Genomic DNA, 20,454 nt, shown 5'->3' on the forward strand with positions numbered 1-20,454 from the left:
GGAGGAAAAATGTGTGATCAAGAACCCTTTCTACACATCCGAACATTTTCAGGGGAAGTACGAGTCTTATGAGATCGGCAGTCTGGAGCTTGAAGAAGGCGAAACGCTGCGCGGCTGCAAACTGGCCTATCGTACGTTTGGTCATCTTAATGCTGCCAAAGACAATGCGATCCTTGTGACCACCTGGTTTTCGGGCACCGGCAAAATCATGGAGGACGTTTATGTGGGCCCTGAACATGCGCTCGATCCCAACAAGTACTTTATCGTCATCGTGGATCAGATCGGTTGCGGCACTTCTTCTTCACCGCAGAACACACCTGCTCCTCAGTCGATGGCGAAGTTCCCGAAAATCCGAATCGGAGACGACGTGCGCGCACAGCACAAGCTTTTGACTGAAAAATTCGGCATTACCCAGCTCGCTCTGGTGACCGGCGGTTCGATGGGCGCACAGCAGACGTATGAATGGGTTGTACGGTATCCGGATATGGTCAAACGCGCGGCGCCTATTGCTTCGACCGCTCGAATTTCGCGGCACCAGATCATTTTCACCGAAACCTTGCAAGAAGCCCTGATGTCGGACCCCGCTTGGAAAGATGGATGGTACGAAGACGGAATGCACGTTCGAAGAGGTATGGATCGGATGGCAAAAATTGTGGCTCTCCAGGGATGGAGCCAAGAATTTTATCAAGAAGAACGCTTCCGAACCATCTTAGGCATGTCTTCGCTCACAGATTTCATGAACAGCTTCATGAAGGCCTATTTTGAACCGATGGATCCGAACGCCTTGCTGTACGAAGTATGGAAATGGCAGCGGGCCGATATCTCGCGAAATACCGGTGGCAACCTTGAAACAGCCCTGAAAAGCATCAAGGCTAAAACCTTCGTGTTGGCCATCAGCCATGACATGTTTTTCCCTCCGCATGAATGCGAAGCCGACCAGAAGCTGATTCCCGACTCCCAATTCAGATTGATCGAGTCCAAGGAAGGTCATTTCGCGTTGAACGGATTCGAGCCGAAATACATGGAGCAAGTCGACGCCTGTTTGCGTGAGCTGTTGTCGATGTAAGCGCGTGAACAGTACGCGGATCGAAAAATCCAAAAAATAATTGGGAGACTGAAACTATGACAAAAGGAAAGTTTTTCTGGATCGCATTTTTTATAGGGGCCCAAGCTTTCTTACTCCAAGTCATTGATCAGGTGCTGGCTCCGCTATGTCCACCGGACGGAAATGTGGGTTTTGGCTGGATTTCTTTCCAGGCGTGGGCGATGTATTTTTTATCAGGGTTAAATGTTGTTGGAGCCGTCAAGGCGTTTTTCAGCTACGGAATCGGAATTTTAGCTTCCGTAGCGATCATGGTCAGCGGCGGAATGCTATCGGGTCTTGGATTTTTCACAATACCTGTTGTGCTTCTGATTGTTGTGCCGATTGTCATTTACTTTGAGCTTGCACCGTCCCTACTAAGTTATGTGCCTGCCATGTTTGTGGGAGCGGGCGTATACTTCGGATTTATGAGCTATATCGAAGCCGCTACCTATACCGGCGCGGCCATCACCGAATTAATCTATTGCGCTCTCGGACTTTTATTCGGATATGTTACCGTTACGTTCAGAGGCTGGTATGAAAAGCACTTTGTAAACAATAAAACAAACGGAATCCAAATTAATTGAATAAACGCCAATATGTAAGCGCTTGAATGATTCAAATCTCCTATGCTGCGGTTACTCGCCGTGTCCAAATCATAGGAGATTTTTATTTACCCATCGTGAATGGAGTCTTCCAACTACCAGCTTGATACGCGAACATCCGCCTTCAACCATTTTTCCCAGTTGGGGTCTTCGATCTTTAACAGACTTAAGGAAATCCCCTTCATATCCATGGATGTCAAGTGCGAACCGACTTTGAAGAATCTGACATCGATGCTTTCCAGTTGTGTTAAGCGCCTGATGTCATTGGAAAAAATATACTGTTCCATCAAGGGCGTTGCGCCTAATCCATTGATTAAGACGGCAAACTTGTCCCCTTTTTTCCAACGGTAAATGCTTTTCAGCTTGTTCATCAATTCAATCGCCAGCTTTTCGGATGAATCGAAAGTCTCTTTGCGGTATCCTTTTTCGCCATGAATTCCGACGCCAAAATAAACTTCGTGATCCTCCAGAGTAAACGAAGTCTCTGTTTGAGTAGGGTTATTAGCAGGGGTCAGCGCAACGCCCAAAGTATGCAGATTACTAACGACAGAAGAGCCAATCTCCTTCAGCTTCTGCAAAGAAAATCCTTCCGTTGCTGCCGCACCAACTATTTTATGCACAAAAACGGTGCCGGCTACCCCTCTTCTTCTTTTGTTAAATGTTGCGTCGTTTTCAATGGAAACGTCATCGTTTACAAGGATATGATCAACAGATCGTCCTTCTTTTAGGGCGATGGATTCTGCAGTTAAGAAGTTGTCCACATCCGCTTTGAAATTTTTCACAACCATCAGGACGCTTTTATTTTTGTCTGCCTTACGAATCGCAGCCAATATTTGTTCCGGTGTAGGCGGAATAAATATAGGTCCGCTAACCGCTATGGAGAGCATTCCGTCTCCAACGTAACCGAAATGCGCGGGTTCATGGCCACTCCCCCCGCCGCTTAAAAGAACGACGTTTTGCCCAATGTCACCCAGGTCTTTCCGATAAATAATGTGATGTTTCGAGTCATAATAAACCCTTTCTTTATGTTCGAAATAAAAACCTTGCAACATATCTCGAACTATATTTTGAACATCGTTTTTAATCGTTTTCATCGTTTCTCCACCTTATGATTTGCTGATTGCCGCAGGGATAATATCAATTGATCATGAATCATCGTTTTCATCAAAGACGACATGACAGATGGGTTGATCATGCAAGCATTCTGGATCCAATCTTTGATCGTGCCCCCAAACCCGTGACTATAAAAAGAGGCCAATAAACTTTTTTTCTCTTCGGAAACGCTTATTCCAAAACCCAACGATAGTTCATCGATAATTTTTAAATATAAGTTCTTTGTATGCTCATATAAATACTCGTTAAACGAATTTTGCTCGACAACTTTAAACGCATTTCGATAAAAACGCTGATTTTCATAAAAATACCCGAATAACTGATTAAAAATATTTTCCCACTTCTCATATTCAATAAAGTCAGTAATGTTCTCCTTCGTTTCTTCTTTATAGATCCAACCCAGCAATTCGTATTTATCCTGAAAATGATAATAAAACGTTTGCCTCCGCATCTGACAGTTTATCATGATGTCGCTCACTGAGATTTTATGGAACGTTTCCGTCTCCATTAGATCTTTTAATGATTTTGCAATCATTTTTTGTGTAATGATCGATGAGGTCATCAAAATCTCCTTGTCACCATATTCATTCCATCCTTATAATAACAAAATCTGTTAGTAAAGATAAACAGGTGCGTCTTTGACAGATGCGCTTTTTTGTCCGTTTACCTTGAAACGCTTACACTCTAATACGAGTATTGACAATAAGCATTCATTCGGACTTCTTCCATGTCTAAATAAGGGGGAAACGCAAGTGAAAAATATCATGAATAAACCCGAAAACCTCGTGGTGGAGATGTGTAACGGCATGGTGATGGCGCATCCAGAACTGGAGTTTCTGAAAAAGTATAAAATCATCAAGAAAAAAGCAATCAATGTAAATAAAGTAAGTCTGATCAGCGGCGGCGGCAGCGGACATGAACCGGCTCACGCGGGATTTGTGGGGAAAGGCATGTTGGATGCTGCAGTATGCGGCGACGTATTCGCTTCTCCATCGCAGATCCAGGTGTATCAAACCATCAAGGCAACTTCCGGTCGCAAAGGCGCTCTGATGATTATTAAGAATTACAGCGGCGATATGATGAATTTTAAAAATGGCGCGGCATTGGCGCAAGAAGAAGGCTTGCAGGTTGAATACGTTCGGGTGGATGACGATATCGCAGTCGAAGATAGCTTGTATTCTGTTGGGCGCCACGGTGTTGCCGGAACCGTGCTGGTTCATAAAATCGCTGGGGCTGCGGCGGAAGAAGGCAGAGATCTCGGGCAGGTTAAGGAAGCAGCAGAAAAAGCGGCCGCAAACGTACGAAGCATTGGCGTCACCCTTACTTCCTGCACCGTTCCCGCCAAAGGCTCGCCTACATTCGCGTTGGGTGTAGACGAGTTTGAATATGGGGTTAGTTATAACGGAGAAAGAAAACAATCTTATTCAATACGTGGACGATAATGGAGATCGGATCGGTTTGAACAACAGTGGTGTGCTAGTACCTAAATCGTATGCCGACGAGTATCGGATTGCAGAAGGTGATAGCATCGGAATCAAGTTCACTGCGCCAGAGTTTGCAAATAAAACGGTCGATATGAAGGTTTTACACATATCCACCCAGTATTCGAATCCGTCGTTTTATATTACACCATCGTACCTAATGAGCTTTGGCATTGACTACAATCCTACGTCACTATTAGTGGAAGCCGATAGCACCACAGTCCTTACAAACATTCGTACTTACTTCGAACAGGATCAACAAGTAGAAACAGTCGCAGATAAGAGTGATTTAAAGAGATCCGCGGTTTATATGTTGAAGCAAAATAGTTTTGTTTTTATCTTGTTTATCATTAGTGCCGTTGTTCTTTCCTTTGGTACCATCTATACGATATCCTCCATTAACATTTATGAAAGAAATCGTGAGCTGGCGACACTAAAGGTATTAGGCTACCCTAGGAATAAAATAAACCGGCTTATCTTTTTTGAAAATATGATACTGACCACCTTTGCGGTTGTTGTAGCGTTACCGATTGGTGCCTATCTGTATAAATTAGCTGTTAATGCAATGGCAAGCGCCCATCAGCAAATCCCGGATCAAGTAAATCTGGTTGTCATAGTGATCTCTGTTTCTACTGCATTTACGCTCACTATTCTTTCGAACTTATTGATTCGGAGAAAAGTAACCCAAATAAATATGATTGAATCATTAAAAAGTACAGAATAGTGTCAGACGGCGACAACTGATCGCGGCAATATGCCATTCGTTTGATTAACAACCGCCCTTGTAAATGTCTCGGGTGGAGGTCGGCTCACGAAGCCTTCAGATCGAACCAGAATGACTTAAGAACTCAAGAATCTTCTCTTCTGATACTTTCAAACCTACTGTTTTACTGATTTCTTTTAGCCCAAGCTTATAGTCCAAAATTGCTTTATACAGTGAATATACAAATACTATGTTATGAGGACTAGTTGCCACATTAAATATATTGGAATATAGGTCGTAGCGGAACTCGAAAAGGAACTTTCAGTCCCCCACTCATTACCTCGTTATGTCCTCTATTTCCAAGTATGCGCCTTGTGAATTGGACTAAGTGGCGATACTAGAAGCTTAATCAGTGATGCCCTGGTCTGCCTTGAAATATCAGCAGACAACGTAGAGGAATGGAACAATCTCCCTACTGCAAAGGCATGAATAAATTCTCGCCAACTGGAGTAGGATTTCAATACCTTCTGAAGTATTGAACCTACATACTCCCACTTTTCCTCTTCCTTCATATACTCCAACTCTTTGCCTGCATAGCAATAAAACATCGCCCACCCATAAGAATAAGCGTCAATTCCGCTCGAAGGGAGGCGTCCCATATAATGATTCACGATCGACAGCTTGTATTTGTATTCCGGACTGTGCTTCTCTATCTGGATATAGGAGTTTCGTTCAGTTAGTGACATCAAAGACAGCGTATTCCGCATGTCTAGATATTCTTTGCTCCCATTACCAACTGCCATCCAGGAAAGGATTTCACTCAGCTTGTCGGCATCCGTGATGCCATATGACTCAATGATTGCTCTGCACGAACTGCGGGATGAATAAATGCGCTCCGGATTCAGAATGAAAAAATCAGCATTATCTCCACTTACACATAACGAGAGAATGACATCTAGAAATGGCTTCCATGCAGTTCTGTCTTCTTCCTTATTGAGATTCATTGTCTTGTAGCCTCCGATCGCTTAAATATACAAGAATAATTTCCAAAATTTTCTGATCTGTTTGAAGATAGCTACGTAAAAAAGGAGTAAAATGAGCTCTAAAATACGGATCCAAACCGGAATCTTAGGAAGAGATGGCTTTTTCGCCCCATCCTTAGAGAGAACATACTTACTCGCTATTGAGCTTTCCTTTATATACGAGGAGGTATTGTTTGTATAGTCTGACCATTTGTCCATCTGGGTCTGGAGCTCTACGTTGTCCAACGTCAACACGTTACCCTCGATTTCGATGGTATGATTTTTGAACATTTCCATTGCTTGTTCATAATCGGCATTAATAAGGATCAAGGAATCACCCAACTTACCGATACATAGGTAACCAGAGCTACTCGTCACCAAGTCTTCGCTCTCTTTAGAAGGAAGATAAGTGAGTACCTCATTCCCTTTTTTATCAGACTTGATGATCTCACGAATAGCTAAATATCTGGTATCCGTAAGCTTCAAGCGTACTGCATTGTCGTTAGGTGACAAAAGATTCAACTCTTCTATCGTCGTAACATCCCTAATCTCCACTCGTTTATACGTTTCAATCATGTACTGAATTTGTGAATAGCCGCTCTGATTGACGAACGAGATTGTGATGGTTACATGCAGAATCACCAAAATGAAAAGGACGAAGTAATTCCCCTTGAAAAAATTCAGCACAGTTGTCAACAGACGCTCTCGCCAAGGCAGTTTCCCTAATTCCCGTTCCACCCTCTTGAGAGCTGTTCTATCCCCACCGCTCTGCCGCAATTGGTTTGCGATATCTTTATTTAACTCTGCCATCGATAGGATGCCATCGACATCATTTGGATTGACCTGAAGTAACCGCTCCAACATCTCCCGCGCATTCTCCAACTGACCAAGCTTGTGAAAGCATTGCCCCGCAAAAAACAGGGCATCCGCATCGTACGGGCTCAGTACGAGAATATGATTGGCATCTTTCAGCGCATTCGACCAGTCCCCTTTCCGAAGAAGTAAGCGGGCTCTAGATAGTCGAACATCCCGATCATCAGGTACAAGCGACACTAATTCAGTGTAAAAGGTTAATACCCGTTCCTCATCATGCAAGCGATTGAAATAATTCACTAGTAAGCGAAGCAGGTCGGGGTCGCCCTTGAAAAGACTATATGCTCGATTGAGCATATTCCCCGCCGTCTGAAGATCATCGTCCAAGAGTCCCTCGTAAGCGGCTAGCCGAGCGAGCAGATAAGCATCGTAATCAAGATTACCCTTGCGAAGAAGAATATAATAGTCGAAGTTCTGGGCACCGAATTTGTTGAATATGTAGGCATACACGTTGGGATACTCTTCATTAAATTGTTCCCGTTCCTCCACGTTCAGACCGTTCCAACCAAAGACCGATTCAATCGCATCCCATACTGCTCTCGGAAGTAAAAGATTCTCTTCGAGAAACTCTAATACGGTGATCGTCATAGACTTCTTATATTTGATGTTCCACAAAAGATCAGAATTGAGTAGTTCAAGCCATTTGACTGGATTGATCCGCAAAGGAAAATCCTGGTATAGATTTTCTAGTTGTTTTTCGAAATCTGCTAGCTGTTCATCGAAGTCAGGCTTGTCGTCTTCCTCTCCTTTGTCAAACGGTTGACTGAACTCGTGATATCCCTTAGGGTGTAGAATATTACTATCTATATCCTCCGCACCCGTCTCATTTACATTCGTATAATGCTCCCAAATCGACATTCGCGGGACACGTTTTTCTCGGCGATCGTCGTCGTCATCTTCAACGTCGTCGTCGTCATCGTCATCTTCATCATCCTTGGGACCATTATAGCGATCGCTGGCCCTTCCGCTTTGCCCTTGCTTATTGGCCTGTTTCATTGCATAATCATAGGCTTCACGTAGCCTCTGAAAACCTTCCGGATCATCCTCAGGATGGTAAACTTTCAGCTTTTGAGAGTAGGCTCTCTTGATCACCGTTTTATCATCCGTCGGTTCCAATTCGAGAATTGTCCAATACTTATTCATCTAGAAATCACGCCACCTTTCTAGGTGATCCAACTTCCTCTTAAGCTCGGAAGCGACTTCCTCTATCCGTTTCTCATCCTGGGTTGCCAGCACGCGTTCGAACTGATGCATCACAAACTCTACTTCAGAGCGCTTATCACCGAGCACTTCTTCATACAGTCGTTCCCCCTTGGCGAGGAGGAGTCGGTTCGCGACCCTGTCACGAGGATGAATCTTTATATCCTTAAGTACCTTTAAACGATCTTCAATCTGCTGATCCGTTAAATTCCCTGGATTCTGCGTAATGACAAGTCGTTTCATGATTCCTGTACTTATTGTGGTGACTTCCACTTCGAGAATACCATTAATGTCATAGGTGAATCTGACAAGAATACTCTGTTCGCCTGCCGGTGCGGGCGGTACTTCGACAGCTAATTCTCCAAGCTTGATGTTGTTCTCAACCCGCCTGCTCTCGCCTTGATAAATATAGATTCTGATCCGCAATTGATTATCCCTTATCGTACAGAACTCTTCTACACGGCTGATCGGAATCGGCATATTCCGTTCGATTATCGGGCTGAAATAGCCATCTTCATAGTTACGGTCCCTGTCTACCTGCTTCGACATCTCTATCCCGAGTGTGTAGGGATTCACATCCGTCAGTACCACTTCACTTAACGCTTGATTTCTCTCCTTTAGCGCAACTTGAATAGCTGCGCCAAGTACCACAGCCTCGTCGGGATTAATCTCAGTAAACGGTAGCCTTCCGAACATCTTCCCAATGATCGAACGAATAACCGGCATCCGAGTCGCTCCCCCAATAAGAATGATCGCGTCCAGTTCTTCAGGCAACAGTGCGGCATCCCTCATCGCGCGTTCAATCGGATGACGTAGACGGACGAGCAGTTGATTCACTATTTTCTCAAAATCGTCCCGATCTACTTCCATCTCAAACGTCCGTTCTCCCAGCGTTAAGCTCATCGCCCCTATGCTATTACGACTTAAAGCCAACTTACATACCTCCGCCTGCTTTAAGATGGCAGAGCTCGTCTTATAGTCCAATTGGTCACCATCGATACCTTGGGAATAAATAAAGTGAGAAGCCAGCAACTGGCTAAAATCCTCCCCACCCAAATAATTGTCTCCCGCGATCGACTTAACTTCCATAACACCTTCGAAGAACTCAAGGATCGAAACGTCGAACGTTCCCCCTCCCAAGTCGAAGACGAGAAATCTCGTATCCTCTTGTTGCTGATGAAGACCGTAGGAGATCGCTGCAGCTGTCGGTTCGTTAATGAGCCGTTCTACCTTAAGGCCCGCTATCTCTGCTGCACGTTTCGTCGCATTTCGTTGGGTGTCATTAAAATAAGCAGGCACACTGATAACCGCTTCCGTCACCTCTTCTCCAAGGAACGTCTCTGCATCCTCCTTCAATGCCTTTATTATAAAAGAAGACAATTCCTCTGGAGAAAAAGAATAACAACCCAGCCGATACTTTTTCTCCGTTCCCATATAGCGCTTAAAGGTGGATACTGTAGCGTTCGGATGCGTAATTAAACGTTCCTTAGCAATTTGACCGACCAAAATTTCTCCATTACTATCTAAGCTAACGACGGATGGCGTTAAATGCTCTCCAAGTACATTCGGTATAATCGCAGGACCCGTTTCTGTCCAATAAGCGACCAGACTATTCGTCGTACCTAGGTCAATCCCTATCATTGTCAAACTGAATTCCTCACTTTATATGTAATTATAGAGTATGCTTGCTCCACTCCTATTTATCGGTGTATTTTCATATATTATGAAGTTGTTCCTAAACGTCTTTTGTAGGAAGTACTTTTTCGGGGGACATGGTTGATTCCAATGAAGGTTGGGGATATGGAAATTGGATACGTTTTGCTTTATTTGAAACATACCCCTGATTGTTCGATCGGGACTTGCTCGCCCATCATCTGACGAATTTGTTCCAACGAGAAGCCCAATTCTAAGAAGTCGTCTCAAAGTTACAATACGCAACGAAAAATTTTTGATGTCGTGCTCCTACGCTTGTGCTATACGTGCATGGCCTACACCTTGTAACATTTCACCAAACGCAAAAAACACGCCTCATTTGGCGTGTTTTTACGTTTGGTAGAACCAAGAAGGATCGAACCCCTGACCTCATCGCTACCAGCAATGCGCCCTCCCCATATCGCTTCCATGCTTCCACGAAAGAATGGAGAGGAAGGTCGATGAACTATGGTGCCTGTGAGCCCATCCGTTAGTCTGACTCCAACGATCACGGTGCATCACAGATTGTCGCTCCCTATTGGGACGCACTCATGGGAGCAACAGCCTCTTATCTAATTTAGCCGTAGAGAGGATGCTTTAAGGTGGAAATCGTAGTTGAACGAGTGTGTGGTATGGATATTCATAAGGATAACATTACTGCATGTATTCTAACGTCTAAAGGAAAGGAGATTCAAACGTTTTCAACTAAAACTGTGTTTCTATTACAATTAATTGATTGGATTAAACAACATACTTAAAGCAAGTTTCATTCCAGATCGAAATCAACGGGAACTTCGAGAACTTGTACGGTATCGTCGGAGTACCATTGAAGAAAGAGCTAGACAAAATAACCGAATTCAAAAAGTGTTAGAAGGAGCCAATATTAAACTTAGCTCTGTTGTCTCTGATATAATGGGTGTATCCTCTCGCGACATGCTCCGTGCCATTACTGATGGTGAAGATGATCCTGAGAAAATTGGCAAACTTCGCTAGACTTACCATGATACGAAAGAAAGATCAACTTGAACTAGCTCTGCAAGGCTATGTAACCCCTCACCAGCGGCTGATGATAAAGACGATTTTAACTCATATTGATTTTTTAAGTGAACAGACCCTGCTTTTAGATCAAGAAATCGCTACGAGGGTAGTCCCATTTCATGACGATGTCGAACGTTGAGGCAGCCCATTCTGTAGTAGCCTCTAAGAACTATCGTGGTGCTATGTATAGACGAACGGCAGCACGAAAAGGAAGAAAAAGAGCAGCAATCTCTGTTGCGCATGCTATGTTGAGAATAGCCTACTTTCTGTTAACACGCGAAGAAATGTATGTGGACCTAGGCGAAGATTACTTTGACAAACAGAAGCAACAATCTATTGTGAAATACGCAGTTCGACGACTAGAAAACTTAGGTTATTCTATAACTATTGCAGAAGTCTCTTAATTCATTAATATACCAATATTCCTATTTCGGGTGCTGTGCCCTTCAAAAAAATGAATGGACTGCGTCTTATTTACTTTTGCCCTTTTACAGAAACTACAGATTTAATTTTCATGGGAGTTGAAAAGAACCTTGCCTTCCTTCATGACAAATTTAACCTTGCGAAGATTTTCTATATTAGCGAGTGGATCTCCATCAACTACAAATAAATCAGCCTTCTTACCAGTTTCGATGGTTCCAATTTCGTGAGTGAGATTGCATATCTTGGCGCCAACAGAAGTTGCCGACACGATAATTTGCATGGGTGTGAGGCCGGCTTGTCCCAACAATCGGATTTCTTCCCACGGCATACCTAATGTATACCATGGTTTTTCTTCTTCAATAAAATCGTCTCCCAAGCCGATTTCTCCACCTGCTTGGACAAATCTTCGAACATTGTCTAATCCTTGTTCTAATAAGGGGGCTCCAAATTTGTCCTGAAACATTTTTAGTACGGTAAGGGTTGGAACGATTCGGACGCCTTTCTGTACCATTTGCTGAATTAAACCGTCGTCCAAACGGTCGTAGATCATATGTGCAGCATCATGAATCCCGGAATTTACAAGAATCTGAAGATTTTTAGCGTTAGTTACATGGGCAGAGACGTAGGTTCCCCTAGCATGTGCTTCCTGACAGATGACTTCCAGAATCTCTTGATTCAATTTAGGCAATCCGAACGTGCTAGGGTCATACCCGTCTTCAAGTGCTGTTTTAATAAAATGAATACCTTTATCCAACACTTCTCGAACCCTACTCCTGGCTTCATCAGCACTTCCTACGCCAATCGGTTCTTGCCCGCCGTATCCCCCGGGTGCTGTAAAAACTTTGCCGGATGTAAGAATTCTAGGTGATGTACAGCCATCGAGTGCGTTCGTATGTGAGATGACTTCATCAATCGTTGCGTTTGTCGTCAATCCCTCGTCCCGGATCGTGGTAATACCCTCTTTAAGACATGCTGCCAAATATTCTTTATGGTACCCATGTAGAGGATCATTCTGTAGGTATTTGAAACCGGTGTGGGCATGAGTATGAATAAATCCCGGTAGGATCACAAGGCCTTTCAAGTCTATAAGCTTTACATTTTCATTCACAGGATAGTTATCCAATTCTTGCGAAATGAAACCGATTCGTCCATCTGCAATCTCTATTGTTACATGATGGACGGGCGGTCGTCCGGTCCCATCAATTAAGGTTCCGTTTGTAAGCAATATTTTTTCGCAAACCATGGTATAAACCTCACTTTTTGTTATTTATTCCTCCATAATATTATAGTACCGGATGGAGGAGCGAGGTAGATACTATTTGTTTGTAAATCATTTTATACATACTCACGCTGACCCTTTTCGCCATAATCATTCTTTCGATCAAACTGCCCGTTAGTTGAATAAAGGCGGACTTTAAGGGGAATCTGCTGTTATTCAAAATGCTAAAAAAATTCGACGATAAAGTTCTCGTCGTCGTAAAGGCTTTACAGTTGTCTTGACGACTCGCCAGATACTTCTTTAGCCACACTTTTCACTCTGTCGTGAAATAAACCTCTCTCTGCTTTGAACCCTTGCCATTAACAATTGCAGCGCCCTTTCCCTCAGTGATTGAAAGCGATCTTTAAGTGAATTACATCTTCCTCGATTAAAAACTTAGGTATTCGTTTATCCATTTTAAGTTCTCGTAGTTTTAAGGAGGGATTAGAAGTCAAGTATGTTTTTTTCAAAAGCATAGCGAAAAAGGGAACGAACAAACCGAATCCGATGTCCTAGGCTAAGTGGCTTCAACCAATCAGATTGCTTCGCTAAGTACTCCTTCAGCAGAGTTAAAGTTATCTCGGTGATATCCAGGTCACCGAGTTCCTTCATCAGCATTTTGTGCTGGAGAGCGTATGCTTTCAATGTTTTTGGACTAAATCCTTGAATAGTTATCAGTCTCATACAGTCGCCACAACTCACTTAAGATCATAACAAAACCTCCTATTAGAGCTATTAAATCTAGTTTGCTTCTATATAGAAGGTTTTAATCTTTCTGATTTGAACTAATGTTTCTCCCTTAGCTCAATGATTTTTCCGTAAAAAATCAATGAAGGCATCCAATACGTACGTTGACCGCTAATTGATATTGTTCAGAATCTGACTGGGTATAAAGGATAATCTCTAAATCATTATCCAAGTCTAAGAGTCTATTCGAAATTTCAGTTATTGGAGGATCAGGCATTACAGCGGTGTTTAATCTGCTCTGTAATTCTTCAATGCCGTATTCATTATTCTTAAAACGTTCGACTAAGATTTCTAATGATGTATGCCTATTGAAATCCAATTTATCGGTACATGGTTTGAGTTTTCTGCGCATTCTTTAGCTTTCTGTAGTGAATCGTGCAGAGTTTCACGGATAACATTCCAATCTAGGTCGCAAGAGAATAGATAATACCCTCTCGCACCGTCATATTTAGTTACCGCGAAAGCAGTGATACCCACTTTTTTTTGTTTTCACCTTCGAACAAAACATATCCGTAATTATTGCAATGCTCGTTTGCTGTATAAATCAAAACATTTGCTCCGTCCAGCAATGGTGGTACTTCCAAGTTATTCACCCGCTTTCGCTTACAATCTTCTCTTCGGAAATAACAGTGACATTTGCAATGAATTGATTTATTTGGCTTATACATGCCCTGGTTATAGTCCAGGGGCGAAAATCGCAAAACAGGCTAAAGAACGGCCTCCGTTATCCCAATGGAATTTGTTCTCTAGCCTGTTGCATAGTAAGATTGACAAAACACTCAGAGGATGTCTTGTTTTTTTACACTCCAACTTCTCCGATCATTTGCTGTTCGATTTTTTTCATCTCATAAAAATAGCCTTTTTGTCCCATCAGCTCCGAATAGGAACCCGTTTCGACTACCTTGCCTTGGTCCATGACTACAATCCGGTCCATTTCTTCCAATCCGGTAAGCCGATGACAAATCAGGAGAAGCGTATCATTTGCCGCCTGTGCGTAAAGATGCTTCAAAACGTGATGCTCTGTCACATAATCCAGCGATGAAGTTGGTTCGTCCAGAAGCCATACCCGTCCTTTGCGGAGCATCGCTCGTGCCAGAGCCAGCCGCTGCTTCTCTCCGTCTGACAGATTCTCCCCTTTTTCATACACTATATCGGTCAACGATGTATTGGGCAGCTGCATTTTAGCTAGCACATCCAACAATTGTTCGTCAGCATAATCTTCTCCATTCAGCAGCAGGTTGTCCCGGATCGTTCCTCGGAAGAAATGACTTTGCTGAAATACCACATTAGCCGTTTGCCAAATGCTCGTCTCATCCAGTTCCTTCACCGAAATGCCGTTTAATCGTATATCGCCAGCCGTTGGTGTTCGCAGCTTGAGCAGCAATTCGATAATCGTTGATTTTCCTGACCCACTCGGCCCGACAATCGCCGTTTTGGAGCCAGGTAAAATGTGCAGGGACACATCCTTAAGCGCCGGTCTCCACTCCCCTTCATATTGAAACGTAACACCGGATAGTTCCATCGTAACGGCATGATCTAAAGACAATGCGCCGCCTGGCTGCGAAGACTCCTCATCTAAGTTCTGTACCGTTTCCGTCAGTCGTTTGGCTGCGTGTTCACTATCTTCTTTATACGCGGGTAATGTGGCCATAGCCGCTGCTTCTTCAAATACGGTTAGCGAAGCCATGACCAGCATGGCAAGAAATACGCCGGCAAGCGCTCCTTCCATAATTAAATAGGCGCCAAGCGCCAGCACTCCCCAGGAAATGAGAAACGTAACAAAAGTGTGCATCGATTGCCCGCGCAGTAAGTGCCCTGCTGCTCGTTTCTGCTCAACTGCCAATACAGAGGAAGCCTGCTGAAGCTGCTCCTCACGCTGTGCCAATTGCCCGTACACTTTTAAATCCCGGAAACCGTATAACACTTCGGTGACTTCCGTGGAAAGCTGCGCCCTCTGCTCACGAACGCGTCCATGTATTCTCCGCTGCCCGAGCAAAACAATTCCCGGTACAACGAATGCTGTTATCAGCATACCTAGCAAAAACAGGACGGCAATCCAGAACGAAATAGCAGAAGTAAACAACACCGTAGCCAAAAACACCATGACGACCATGATCGGGGGATAAGCGACGCGTAAAAAATAATTTTGCAAGCTTTCCACATCCCCAACGATCCGCGCAAGCAGATCCCCGCTTCGATTTTTGTTCAATATACCCGGCGTTAAAGGAATAAGCTTGGCAAAAAAGGATGTACGTAAACGGCTAAGCATGGAAAACGTCGCTCGATGAGAATACAAGCGTTCTCCATAACGACTCGCCGCCCGAAGGAGACCAAGCAGTTTGACCATCGAGGTGAGTACAATCAAAGTATAAAGTGGTGGCTCAAATACCGTTTGCGAAATTAGATATCCGCTCGTAGAAAAGAGTGCCACACCGGCTATGCCGGCAATAAATCCACCCAAAATTGAAAGAATGATATCCTTGCGTTCCTGAATCATCGCTTTTGACAGAACAGCCAGCTCATTCATGAGGATACCCCCCCTTTCCGCTCTACATCAACCATCTCAGCATACTGAGGTAGGCGCTCCAGAAGCTCGTCATGTCGTCCGGAGTCCACCAGCACTCCATTGTCCATAAACAAAATCTTATCGGCTTGTTGAATCGTATATAATCGGTGAGCCACCGTAATCATCGTAGCCGTTTTTGCCAGCTTGGCAATGGAGCTTTGCAGTACCCGCTCGGTGTGCAAATCCAGTCCAACTGTGGGTTCATCAAACAAAATGATGGCAGGGCGCTTCAAAAAAGCGCGTGCCAAGGCAAGCCGTTGCTTTTCCCCACCAGACAGTCCTCTGCCTCCTTCACCAACAAAGGTATCAAAGCCATGCTCCAATTGGGCTGTAAGAGCTGCGAGTCCTGCTTCCTCCCCCGCCCGCTCAATTTCTGCCTTGGAGATGCTCCCGCGAGCACCAATCGCGATATTTTCAGAAAATGTACCTGCAAAAATATACGGATGCTGTGTAATGTAGCTAACATGTTCGAACCATGCTGTCTCATCGTATTGCGAGAGTGGGCTTTCATTCACCAGAACCGTTCCCGATGCAGGTTTCAGCAAACCGGCAATGAGATGGAGTAAAGTCGTTTTGCCGGAACCACTTTTACCTACAATCGCAATGTGTTCTCCCGGATTAAACTGGATCCGACCCGTCTTAAGCTCGAATGAATCTGGAGCATATCGAAACCGAAGATGGTCAATTACGATGGATGGCGGCAAAGAAAGGTCTCCGGAATGGGCAATCTCTAATTTGCTTATCCTGTCGACCCTATCCATGTTGTCAATCTCGTCGATTCCATCGGATGTTAATGCTCCTTCATTGCCATTTGCGTCCTTGCTCTCCCCTGTCGGTTCTTCGAGCATCTGCTCCACCTTACGAACCGCCCCCATACTTGTGCGACCACTGTGAAAGGCCGTTCCCGTATTCTTTAACAGGCTGTAAAATTCGGGAACGAGCAACAAAACGAGAAAGGCGGTGTGGAAGGTCATCGATTTGAAAACGAGCAACTGGATGGCCAGTTCGAGAGCGACGATGCCAATGCTTAGCATCACGATCGATTCCAGCATGAAGGTATTCGTAAACGCAATCTTCAAAATGCCCATCGTGGCATCTCGGTAACTCAGGCTACTGCGTTCAATCTTCTGTTGTTGACGGTGAGCCCGTCCAAATATTTTCAACGTCACCAGCCCTTGAAGAGAATCCAGAAACGTACCTGAAAACTCAGCCAGTTGCGCATATTTTTCTTCGGATTTGTTCTTCGTTTTCAGCCCTACCAAAATCATGAACAGCGGAATGAACGGAGCAGTAAACAATAGAATGAAACCTGTGTTGGCATGTTGGATAAATGTAACGACCAAAATCAGAATTGGGATGATAGCAGCTTCCATCATTCGCGGCATGTACTGACTGAAATAACTATCAGCTTCATCCACAGCATCCAGAGCAATACTGACCTTCCCACCTGTCTGTCCACGAAGGGTTGAAGGCATGGAAGCATGGGTCAAGCTTTGCAGCACGGCTGCGCGCATATTTGTCTTGGCTGTCGCAGCCATATGCAAGCCAACTTTACCGTTTCCATACGACAACAGTGTGCGTACAGCCATAACAGCCAGAAGAATGCCGAGCAACAGGATAACCGATGAAAATGAAGCTCTCTCCACAAAAATCCGTTGGACTGCTTCAGCAAGCAGCCCAGCCTGACTTACAATAGCTGTGCCAAGCGCGAGCGAAATGAGCGCGAGGAGGGCCATATTTTTCCTTTGTGAAGACATTTGCTGAGAAATCAGACTGGATTTCCTATTCACAGATCACACCTCCTTTATCTATAGGCTTGTAGAGAAACCTCAAACACGCCGAAATGGATCAATCAGCTTTATTTTTTCCCTTTTACATAATCCGCATCAAACAGGAAGAGTTTGAAGACCAGAATAAGGGATGGGATCAGCAGGCACAGACCACCGATAAACACAACAACTAACGCTAAGCCCATTGCTGGTGAAGTTGCACTGCTCTGAATCGTGATATATGGATCAAGAATATAAGGATATTGCCCAATCCCATAAGCGAAAAAGGCAGAGAAAAATTGCAACATGATGCATATGAAAGCTAATCCATAACGTCGTCCGTTATATAACAGCCACATCGCGGTCATGAAAAAAGCAATGGAAAGTGCCAGCAACCACCATAAATCCATCATATTTTGAAAATGCCGTTCATTATGCTGACCCAAATAGATAAATGCTGTCAGCGCGAGAATTATCGTCGGCGTGCTCCAAAACAGGGCGTAGTTCCGCATCAGCTTCAACGCGGAATGATCCTCTGCCCGAGAAGCGTAAAATGTCAGAAATGAGCCACTAATGAACAAAACGGACACGATTGCCAGTCCAACGATGCTCCATGATAACGGATTGGTAAACAGCGCCCAGTAATCCAGAGAAACCGTCTCACCCTGCTCCACAATAAAGCCGCCTTCAGACAAAGTTAGCGCCACTGACAACGAAGCTGGAATAAGCAAACCTGTAGCTCCGTACAAAAATAGATATACTATGTTTTTCTTGGAACCGTAATTTTCAAAAGCATAGAACGAACCGCGAATGGCAAGAAGAACAACTGCAATGCTTCCTGGAACAAGCAGCGCGGAGCCATAATAATAGGCTGTGTCTGGAAAAAATCCGACGATGCCAATGTAGAAAAAGATAAAAAATACATTTGTGATCTCCCAAACGGGTGATAAATAACGGGAAATCAGACGATTAATGAGATGATCCTGCTTCGTCAAACGTGCATAAAAGGCGAAGAAACCCGCTCCAAAATCAATGGAAGCTATAATTAAATAGCCGTACAAAAACAGCCAGAGCACCGAGATGCCAATTAATTCGTAACTCATCATGCAGTGCCCCCCTTATCCGTAGATTGATTAGGATGATCCTTCATCCATTTCTCCATCTCAACTTCTGCCGGATTATTGTTGAACAAGCGTCTTAGCACGATTACACACATACTGCCGAGTACGATGTACAAGAGCAATAAGGCGAAGAATATAATTCTTACATTCGGTGAAGATGTGGCAGCCTCCTCAACACGCATATATCCACGGATAATCCACGGCTGTCGCCCAACTTCTGCATAAAACCAGCCCAGCTCAACAGCCAGAAAAGCGAGCGGTGCGATCAATGCGAGGATGCTTAACATCCATTTATTTAGCGCATTGCGCTTTTTGAACACAAACAAAAAATATAGGACCGAAATTGCGAGCAGAGCAAATCCGATTCCAACCATTAAATCAAACAGGTAATGAACGAGAAGCGGTGGCCATTCTTCCTTGGGGAATTCCTCGAGCCCCGTTACCTCTGCATTAAAGTCTCCAAAGGCTAGGAAGCTGAGCAGCTTAGGCAAATGAAGTGCCCCTAGAACTTCATGCTCTGCATTCAACCATCCCATTAAAACCAAATCCACACCGCTACCTGTCTCAAAATGCCACTCTGCCGCTGCAAGCTTCTCCGGCTGATGCTCAGCCAAAAACTTGGCGGACACATCTCCGGCTAACGTGTTCAGCAAGCCGAACAGCAAAACAACCGCCATCATGAGATTCAAGGATTTTTTGTGGTATGTGGACACCCCTTTTCTCAGCATTGCAAAGGCTGCAATCCCGGCTAGCAAGGCAGCGCCTGTCAAATAGGCCGAGCTTAATACATGGAACACCTTGGAGAACGTCGCCGTATTCAGCATCGCTTGCACCGGATCAATAGCTGTGAATTGGCCTGCTTCCATGACAAAGCCTCCAGGCTGGTTCATGAATCCGTTTACCGTCGTAATAAAAACCGCAGACATGCCTGCCCCGGCGACAATCGGAATCGTCAACAGCCAATGGATATACGGATTTTTGAACCGATCCCACGTATACAAATAAATGCCCAGGAAGATGGCCTCAAAAAAGAACGCGAACACTTCCATGAATAACGGAAGTGCAATGACATTCCCAGCCATTTTCATAAAATTCGGCCACACCAAGGCCAGTTGTAGTGAAATCGCTGTTCCGGTCACGACACCAACCGCTACAGAAATAACAAATCCTCGAGACCATCTCTTCGCCATAAGTGTATAATGTGGATCCTTCTTGCGGATCCCGATGAACTCTGCAATAGCGATCATCAGCGGTATACCGACGCCAATCGTCGCAAAAATAACGTGGAACCCGAGAGTCAAGCCTGTCACCAGCCTGCTCCATAGCACCGTATCAATTGCCATTCTTTACTGCTCCCTTCAAACTCTGTTCATTTTTCGTCATAAATTGATACTTATGATTAGACCTGCTAACTGTTGGGCTGCGTTTAATATCAGGTTTAGCAAGGCTCAGCGACATCGTTGCCTGTTCGTTTTAGTATGACGTTTCTCGATCTTTGCTATGTAAAAAAGAGAAAATTTTCACAAATCAAGAGTTGGCGAGCCTGTTTTTACCTGATACAGAAGCAGTTAAATTAATATAGTGACCCAATAATTAAAATTATCATATCTTAATTTTTTAGTAATTCAATCGCTGACATCTCTTCTTCCCTAAACGTTCAAGAAAGGGACAAATCTTTCTAACAACTCGGTGAATAACACAAAAAGCACCCGAAGGAGCTATTGATTCATTAGCTTATATGTGGTGTCACAAGATATACCCC

The 20,454-nt window shown here is 44.2% G+C and carries 13 protein-coding genes and 3 pseudogenes; 5 read left to right on the forward strand and 11 right to left on the reverse strand.

All coding sequences use genetic code 11. The features are described from left to right. The first annotated feature begins 13 nt into the window (after window positions 1–13). Together UQ64_RS11360 and UQ64_RS11365 are read left to right on the forward strand one after the other, a co-directional pair. Complete coding sequence (locus UQ64_RS11360) at window positions 14–1,066, forward strand: alpha/beta fold hydrolase (RefSeq protein WP_060623574.1); 1,053 nt, start codon at window positions 14–16, stop codon at window positions 1,064–1,066. 56 nt (window positions 1,067–1,122) lie between these two features. Next, window positions 1,123–1,668 carry a DUF1097 domain-containing protein gene (locus UQ64_RS11365; RefSeq protein ID WP_060623575.1) on the forward strand — a complete coding sequence of 182 codons (546 nt, stop codon included), beginning with the start codon at window positions 1,123–1,125 and terminating at the stop codon, window positions 1,666–1,668. Between the two features lie 113 nt (window positions 1,669–1,781). On the opposite strand, the gene dhaQ is transcribed toward UQ64_RS11365, so the two are convergent. Continuing rightward, window positions 1,782–2,780, reverse strand: coding sequence for a DhaKLM operon coactivator DhaQ (gene dhaQ, locus UQ64_RS11370; RefSeq protein ID WP_060623576.1), 999 nt, complete (start codon window positions 2,778–2,780; stop codon window positions 1,782–1,784). After that, a complete protein-coding gene (gene dhaS / locus UQ64_RS11375) occupies window positions 2,777–3,361 on the reverse strand; it encodes a dihydroxyacetone kinase transcriptional activator DhaS (RefSeq protein ID WP_060623577.1) in 585 nt (194 codons plus the stop codon). Before dhaS ends, dhaQ begins: the two co-directional genes overlap by 4 nt. A gap of 190 nt (window positions 3,362–3,551) precedes the next feature. On the opposite strand from dhaS, the pseudogene UQ64_RS11380 reads away from it, so the two are divergent. Then, window positions 3,552–4,208 (forward strand): annotated as a pseudogene (locus tag UQ64_RS11380) (dihydroxyacetone kinase subunit DhaK); the annotation flags it as partial. Next, a pseudogene (locus UQ64_RS11385) lies at window positions 4,183–5,004 on the forward strand (ABC transporter permease); the annotation flags it as partial. The pseudogenes UQ64_RS11380 and UQ64_RS11385, both read left to right, overlap by 26 nt. A gap of 332 nt (window positions 5,005–5,336) precedes the next feature. On the opposite strand, the gene UQ64_RS11390 reads toward UQ64_RS11385, so the two are convergent. The 3 genes from UQ64_RS11390 to UQ64_RS11400 are packed head-to-tail and all read right to left on the reverse strand — an operon-like array spanning window position 5,337 to window position 9,725. Further along, entirely contained in the window at window positions 5,337–5,987 is a 651-nt protein-coding gene (locus UQ64_RS11390; protein ID WP_060623579.1) for a DUF1266 domain-containing protein, read from the reverse strand. Between the two features lie 21 nt (window positions 5,988–6,008). After that, window positions 6,009–8,021, reverse strand: a complete 2,013-nt coding sequence (locus UQ64_RS11395) for a J domain-containing protein (protein ID WP_060623580.1) — start codon at window positions 8,019–8,021, stop codon at window positions 6,009–6,011. Then, window positions 8,022–9,725 carry a molecular chaperone HscC gene (locus UQ64_RS11400; protein ID WP_060623581.1) on the reverse strand — a complete coding sequence of 568 codons (1,704 nt, stop codon included), beginning with the start codon at window positions 9,723–9,725 and terminating at the stop codon, window positions 8,022–8,024. It lies immediately after the preceding gene. Window positions 9,726–10,372: 647 nt separating this feature from the next. Between UQ64_RS11400 and UQ64_RS32855 the strand changes: the two are divergent. Next, window positions 10,373–11,212, forward strand: a pseudogene (locus tag UQ64_RS32855) (IS110 family transposase). A gap of 101 nt (window positions 11,213–11,313) precedes the next feature. Here UQ64_RS32855 and UQ64_RS11415 read toward each other — a convergent pair. The 6 genes from UQ64_RS11415 to UQ64_RS11445 form a co-directional block, all read right to left on the reverse strand. Then, entirely contained in the window at window positions 11,314–12,474 is a 1,161-nt protein-coding gene (locus UQ64_RS11415) for an amidohydrolase family protein (RefSeq protein ID WP_060623584.1), read from the reverse strand. A 459-nt stretch (window positions 12,475–12,933) separates the two neighbouring features. Continuing rightward, window positions 12,934–13,173 carry a site-specific integrase gene (locus UQ64_RS11420; RefSeq protein ID WP_245237929.1) on the reverse strand — a complete coding sequence of 80 codons (240 nt, stop codon included), beginning with the start codon at window positions 13,171–13,173 and terminating at the stop codon, window positions 12,934–12,936. A gap of 862 nt (window positions 13,174–14,035) precedes the next feature. Continuing rightward, complete coding sequence (gene cydC, locus UQ64_RS11430; protein WP_060623586.1) at window positions 14,036–15,763, reverse strand: thiol reductant ABC exporter subunit CydC; 1,728 nt, start codon at window positions 15,761–15,763, stop codon at window positions 14,036–14,038. Beyond that, window positions 15,760–17,592, reverse strand: coding sequence for a thiol reductant ABC exporter subunit CydD (cydD, locus tag UQ64_RS11435; RefSeq protein WP_060623587.1), 1,833 nt, complete (start codon window positions 17,590–17,592; stop codon window positions 15,760–15,762). The genes cydC and cydD overlap by 4 nt, the downstream gene beginning before the upstream one ends. 68 nt (window positions 17,593–17,660) lie before the next feature. Then, the gene (locus UQ64_RS11440; RefSeq protein ID WP_060623588.1) at window positions 17,661–18,677 is read right to left on the reverse strand and encodes a cytochrome d ubiquinol oxidase subunit II; all 1,017 of its coding nucleotides are present in this window, start codon (window positions 18,675–18,677) and stop codon (window positions 17,661–17,663) included. Next, window positions 18,674–20,035 (reverse strand): cytochrome ubiquinol oxidase subunit I, encoded by a 1,362-nt coding sequence (locus UQ64_RS11445; RefSeq protein ID WP_060623589.1) that lies wholly within the window; start codon window positions 20,033–20,035, stop codon window positions 18,674–18,676. The genes UQ64_RS11440 and UQ64_RS11445 overlap by 4 nt, the downstream gene beginning before the upstream one ends. Window positions 20,036–20,454 lie beyond the last annotated feature (419 nt).

This window comes from Paenibacillus etheri (assembly GCF_001012825.1).
GTDB classification, from domain to species: domain Bacteria; phylum Bacillota; class Bacilli; order Paenibacillales; family Paenibacillaceae; genus Paenibacillus_AQ; species Paenibacillus_AQ etheri.

Excerpts from the sequence above, each read along its gene's own strand:
- UQ64_RS11365 (WP_060623575.1), top strand. The coding sequence starts at position 1,123 with ATGACAAAAGGAAAGTTTTTCTGGATCGCATTTTTTATAGGGGCCCAA.
- UQ64_RS11395 (WP_060623580.1), bottom strand. The coding sequence starts at position 8,021 with ATGAATAAGTATTGGACAATTCTCGAATTGGAACCGACGGATGATAAA.
- UQ64_RS11415 (WP_060623584.1), bottom strand. The coding sequence starts at position 12,474 with ATGGTTTGCGAAAAAATATTGCTTACAAACGGAACCTTAATTGATGGG.
- UQ64_RS11445 (WP_060623589.1), bottom strand. The coding sequence starts at position 20,035 with ATGGCAATTGATACGGTGCTATGGAGCAGGCTGGTGACAGGCTTGACT.
- dhaS (WP_060623577.1), bottom strand. The coding sequence starts at position 3,361 with ATGACCTCATCGATCATTACACAAAAAATGATTGCAAAATCATTAAAA.
- UQ64_RS11440 (WP_060623588.1), bottom strand. The coding sequence starts at position 18,677 with ATGATGAGTTACGAATTAATTGGCATCTCGGTGCTCTGGCTGTTTTTG.
- dhaQ (WP_060623576.1), bottom strand. The coding sequence starts at position 2,780 with ATGAAAACGATTAAAAACGATGTTCAAAATATAGTTCGAGATATGTTG.
- cydC (WP_060623586.1), bottom strand. The coding sequence starts at position 15,763 with ATGAATGAGCTGGCTGTTCTGTCAAAAGCGATGATTCAGGAACGCAAG.
- UQ64_RS11420 (WP_245237929.1), bottom strand. The coding sequence starts at position 13,173 with ATGAGACTGATAACTATTCAAGGATTTAGTCCAAAAACATTGAAAGCA.
- UQ64_RS11390 (WP_060623579.1), bottom strand. The coding sequence starts at position 5,987 with ATGAATCTCAATAAGGAAGAAGACAGAACTGCATGGAAGCCATTTCTA.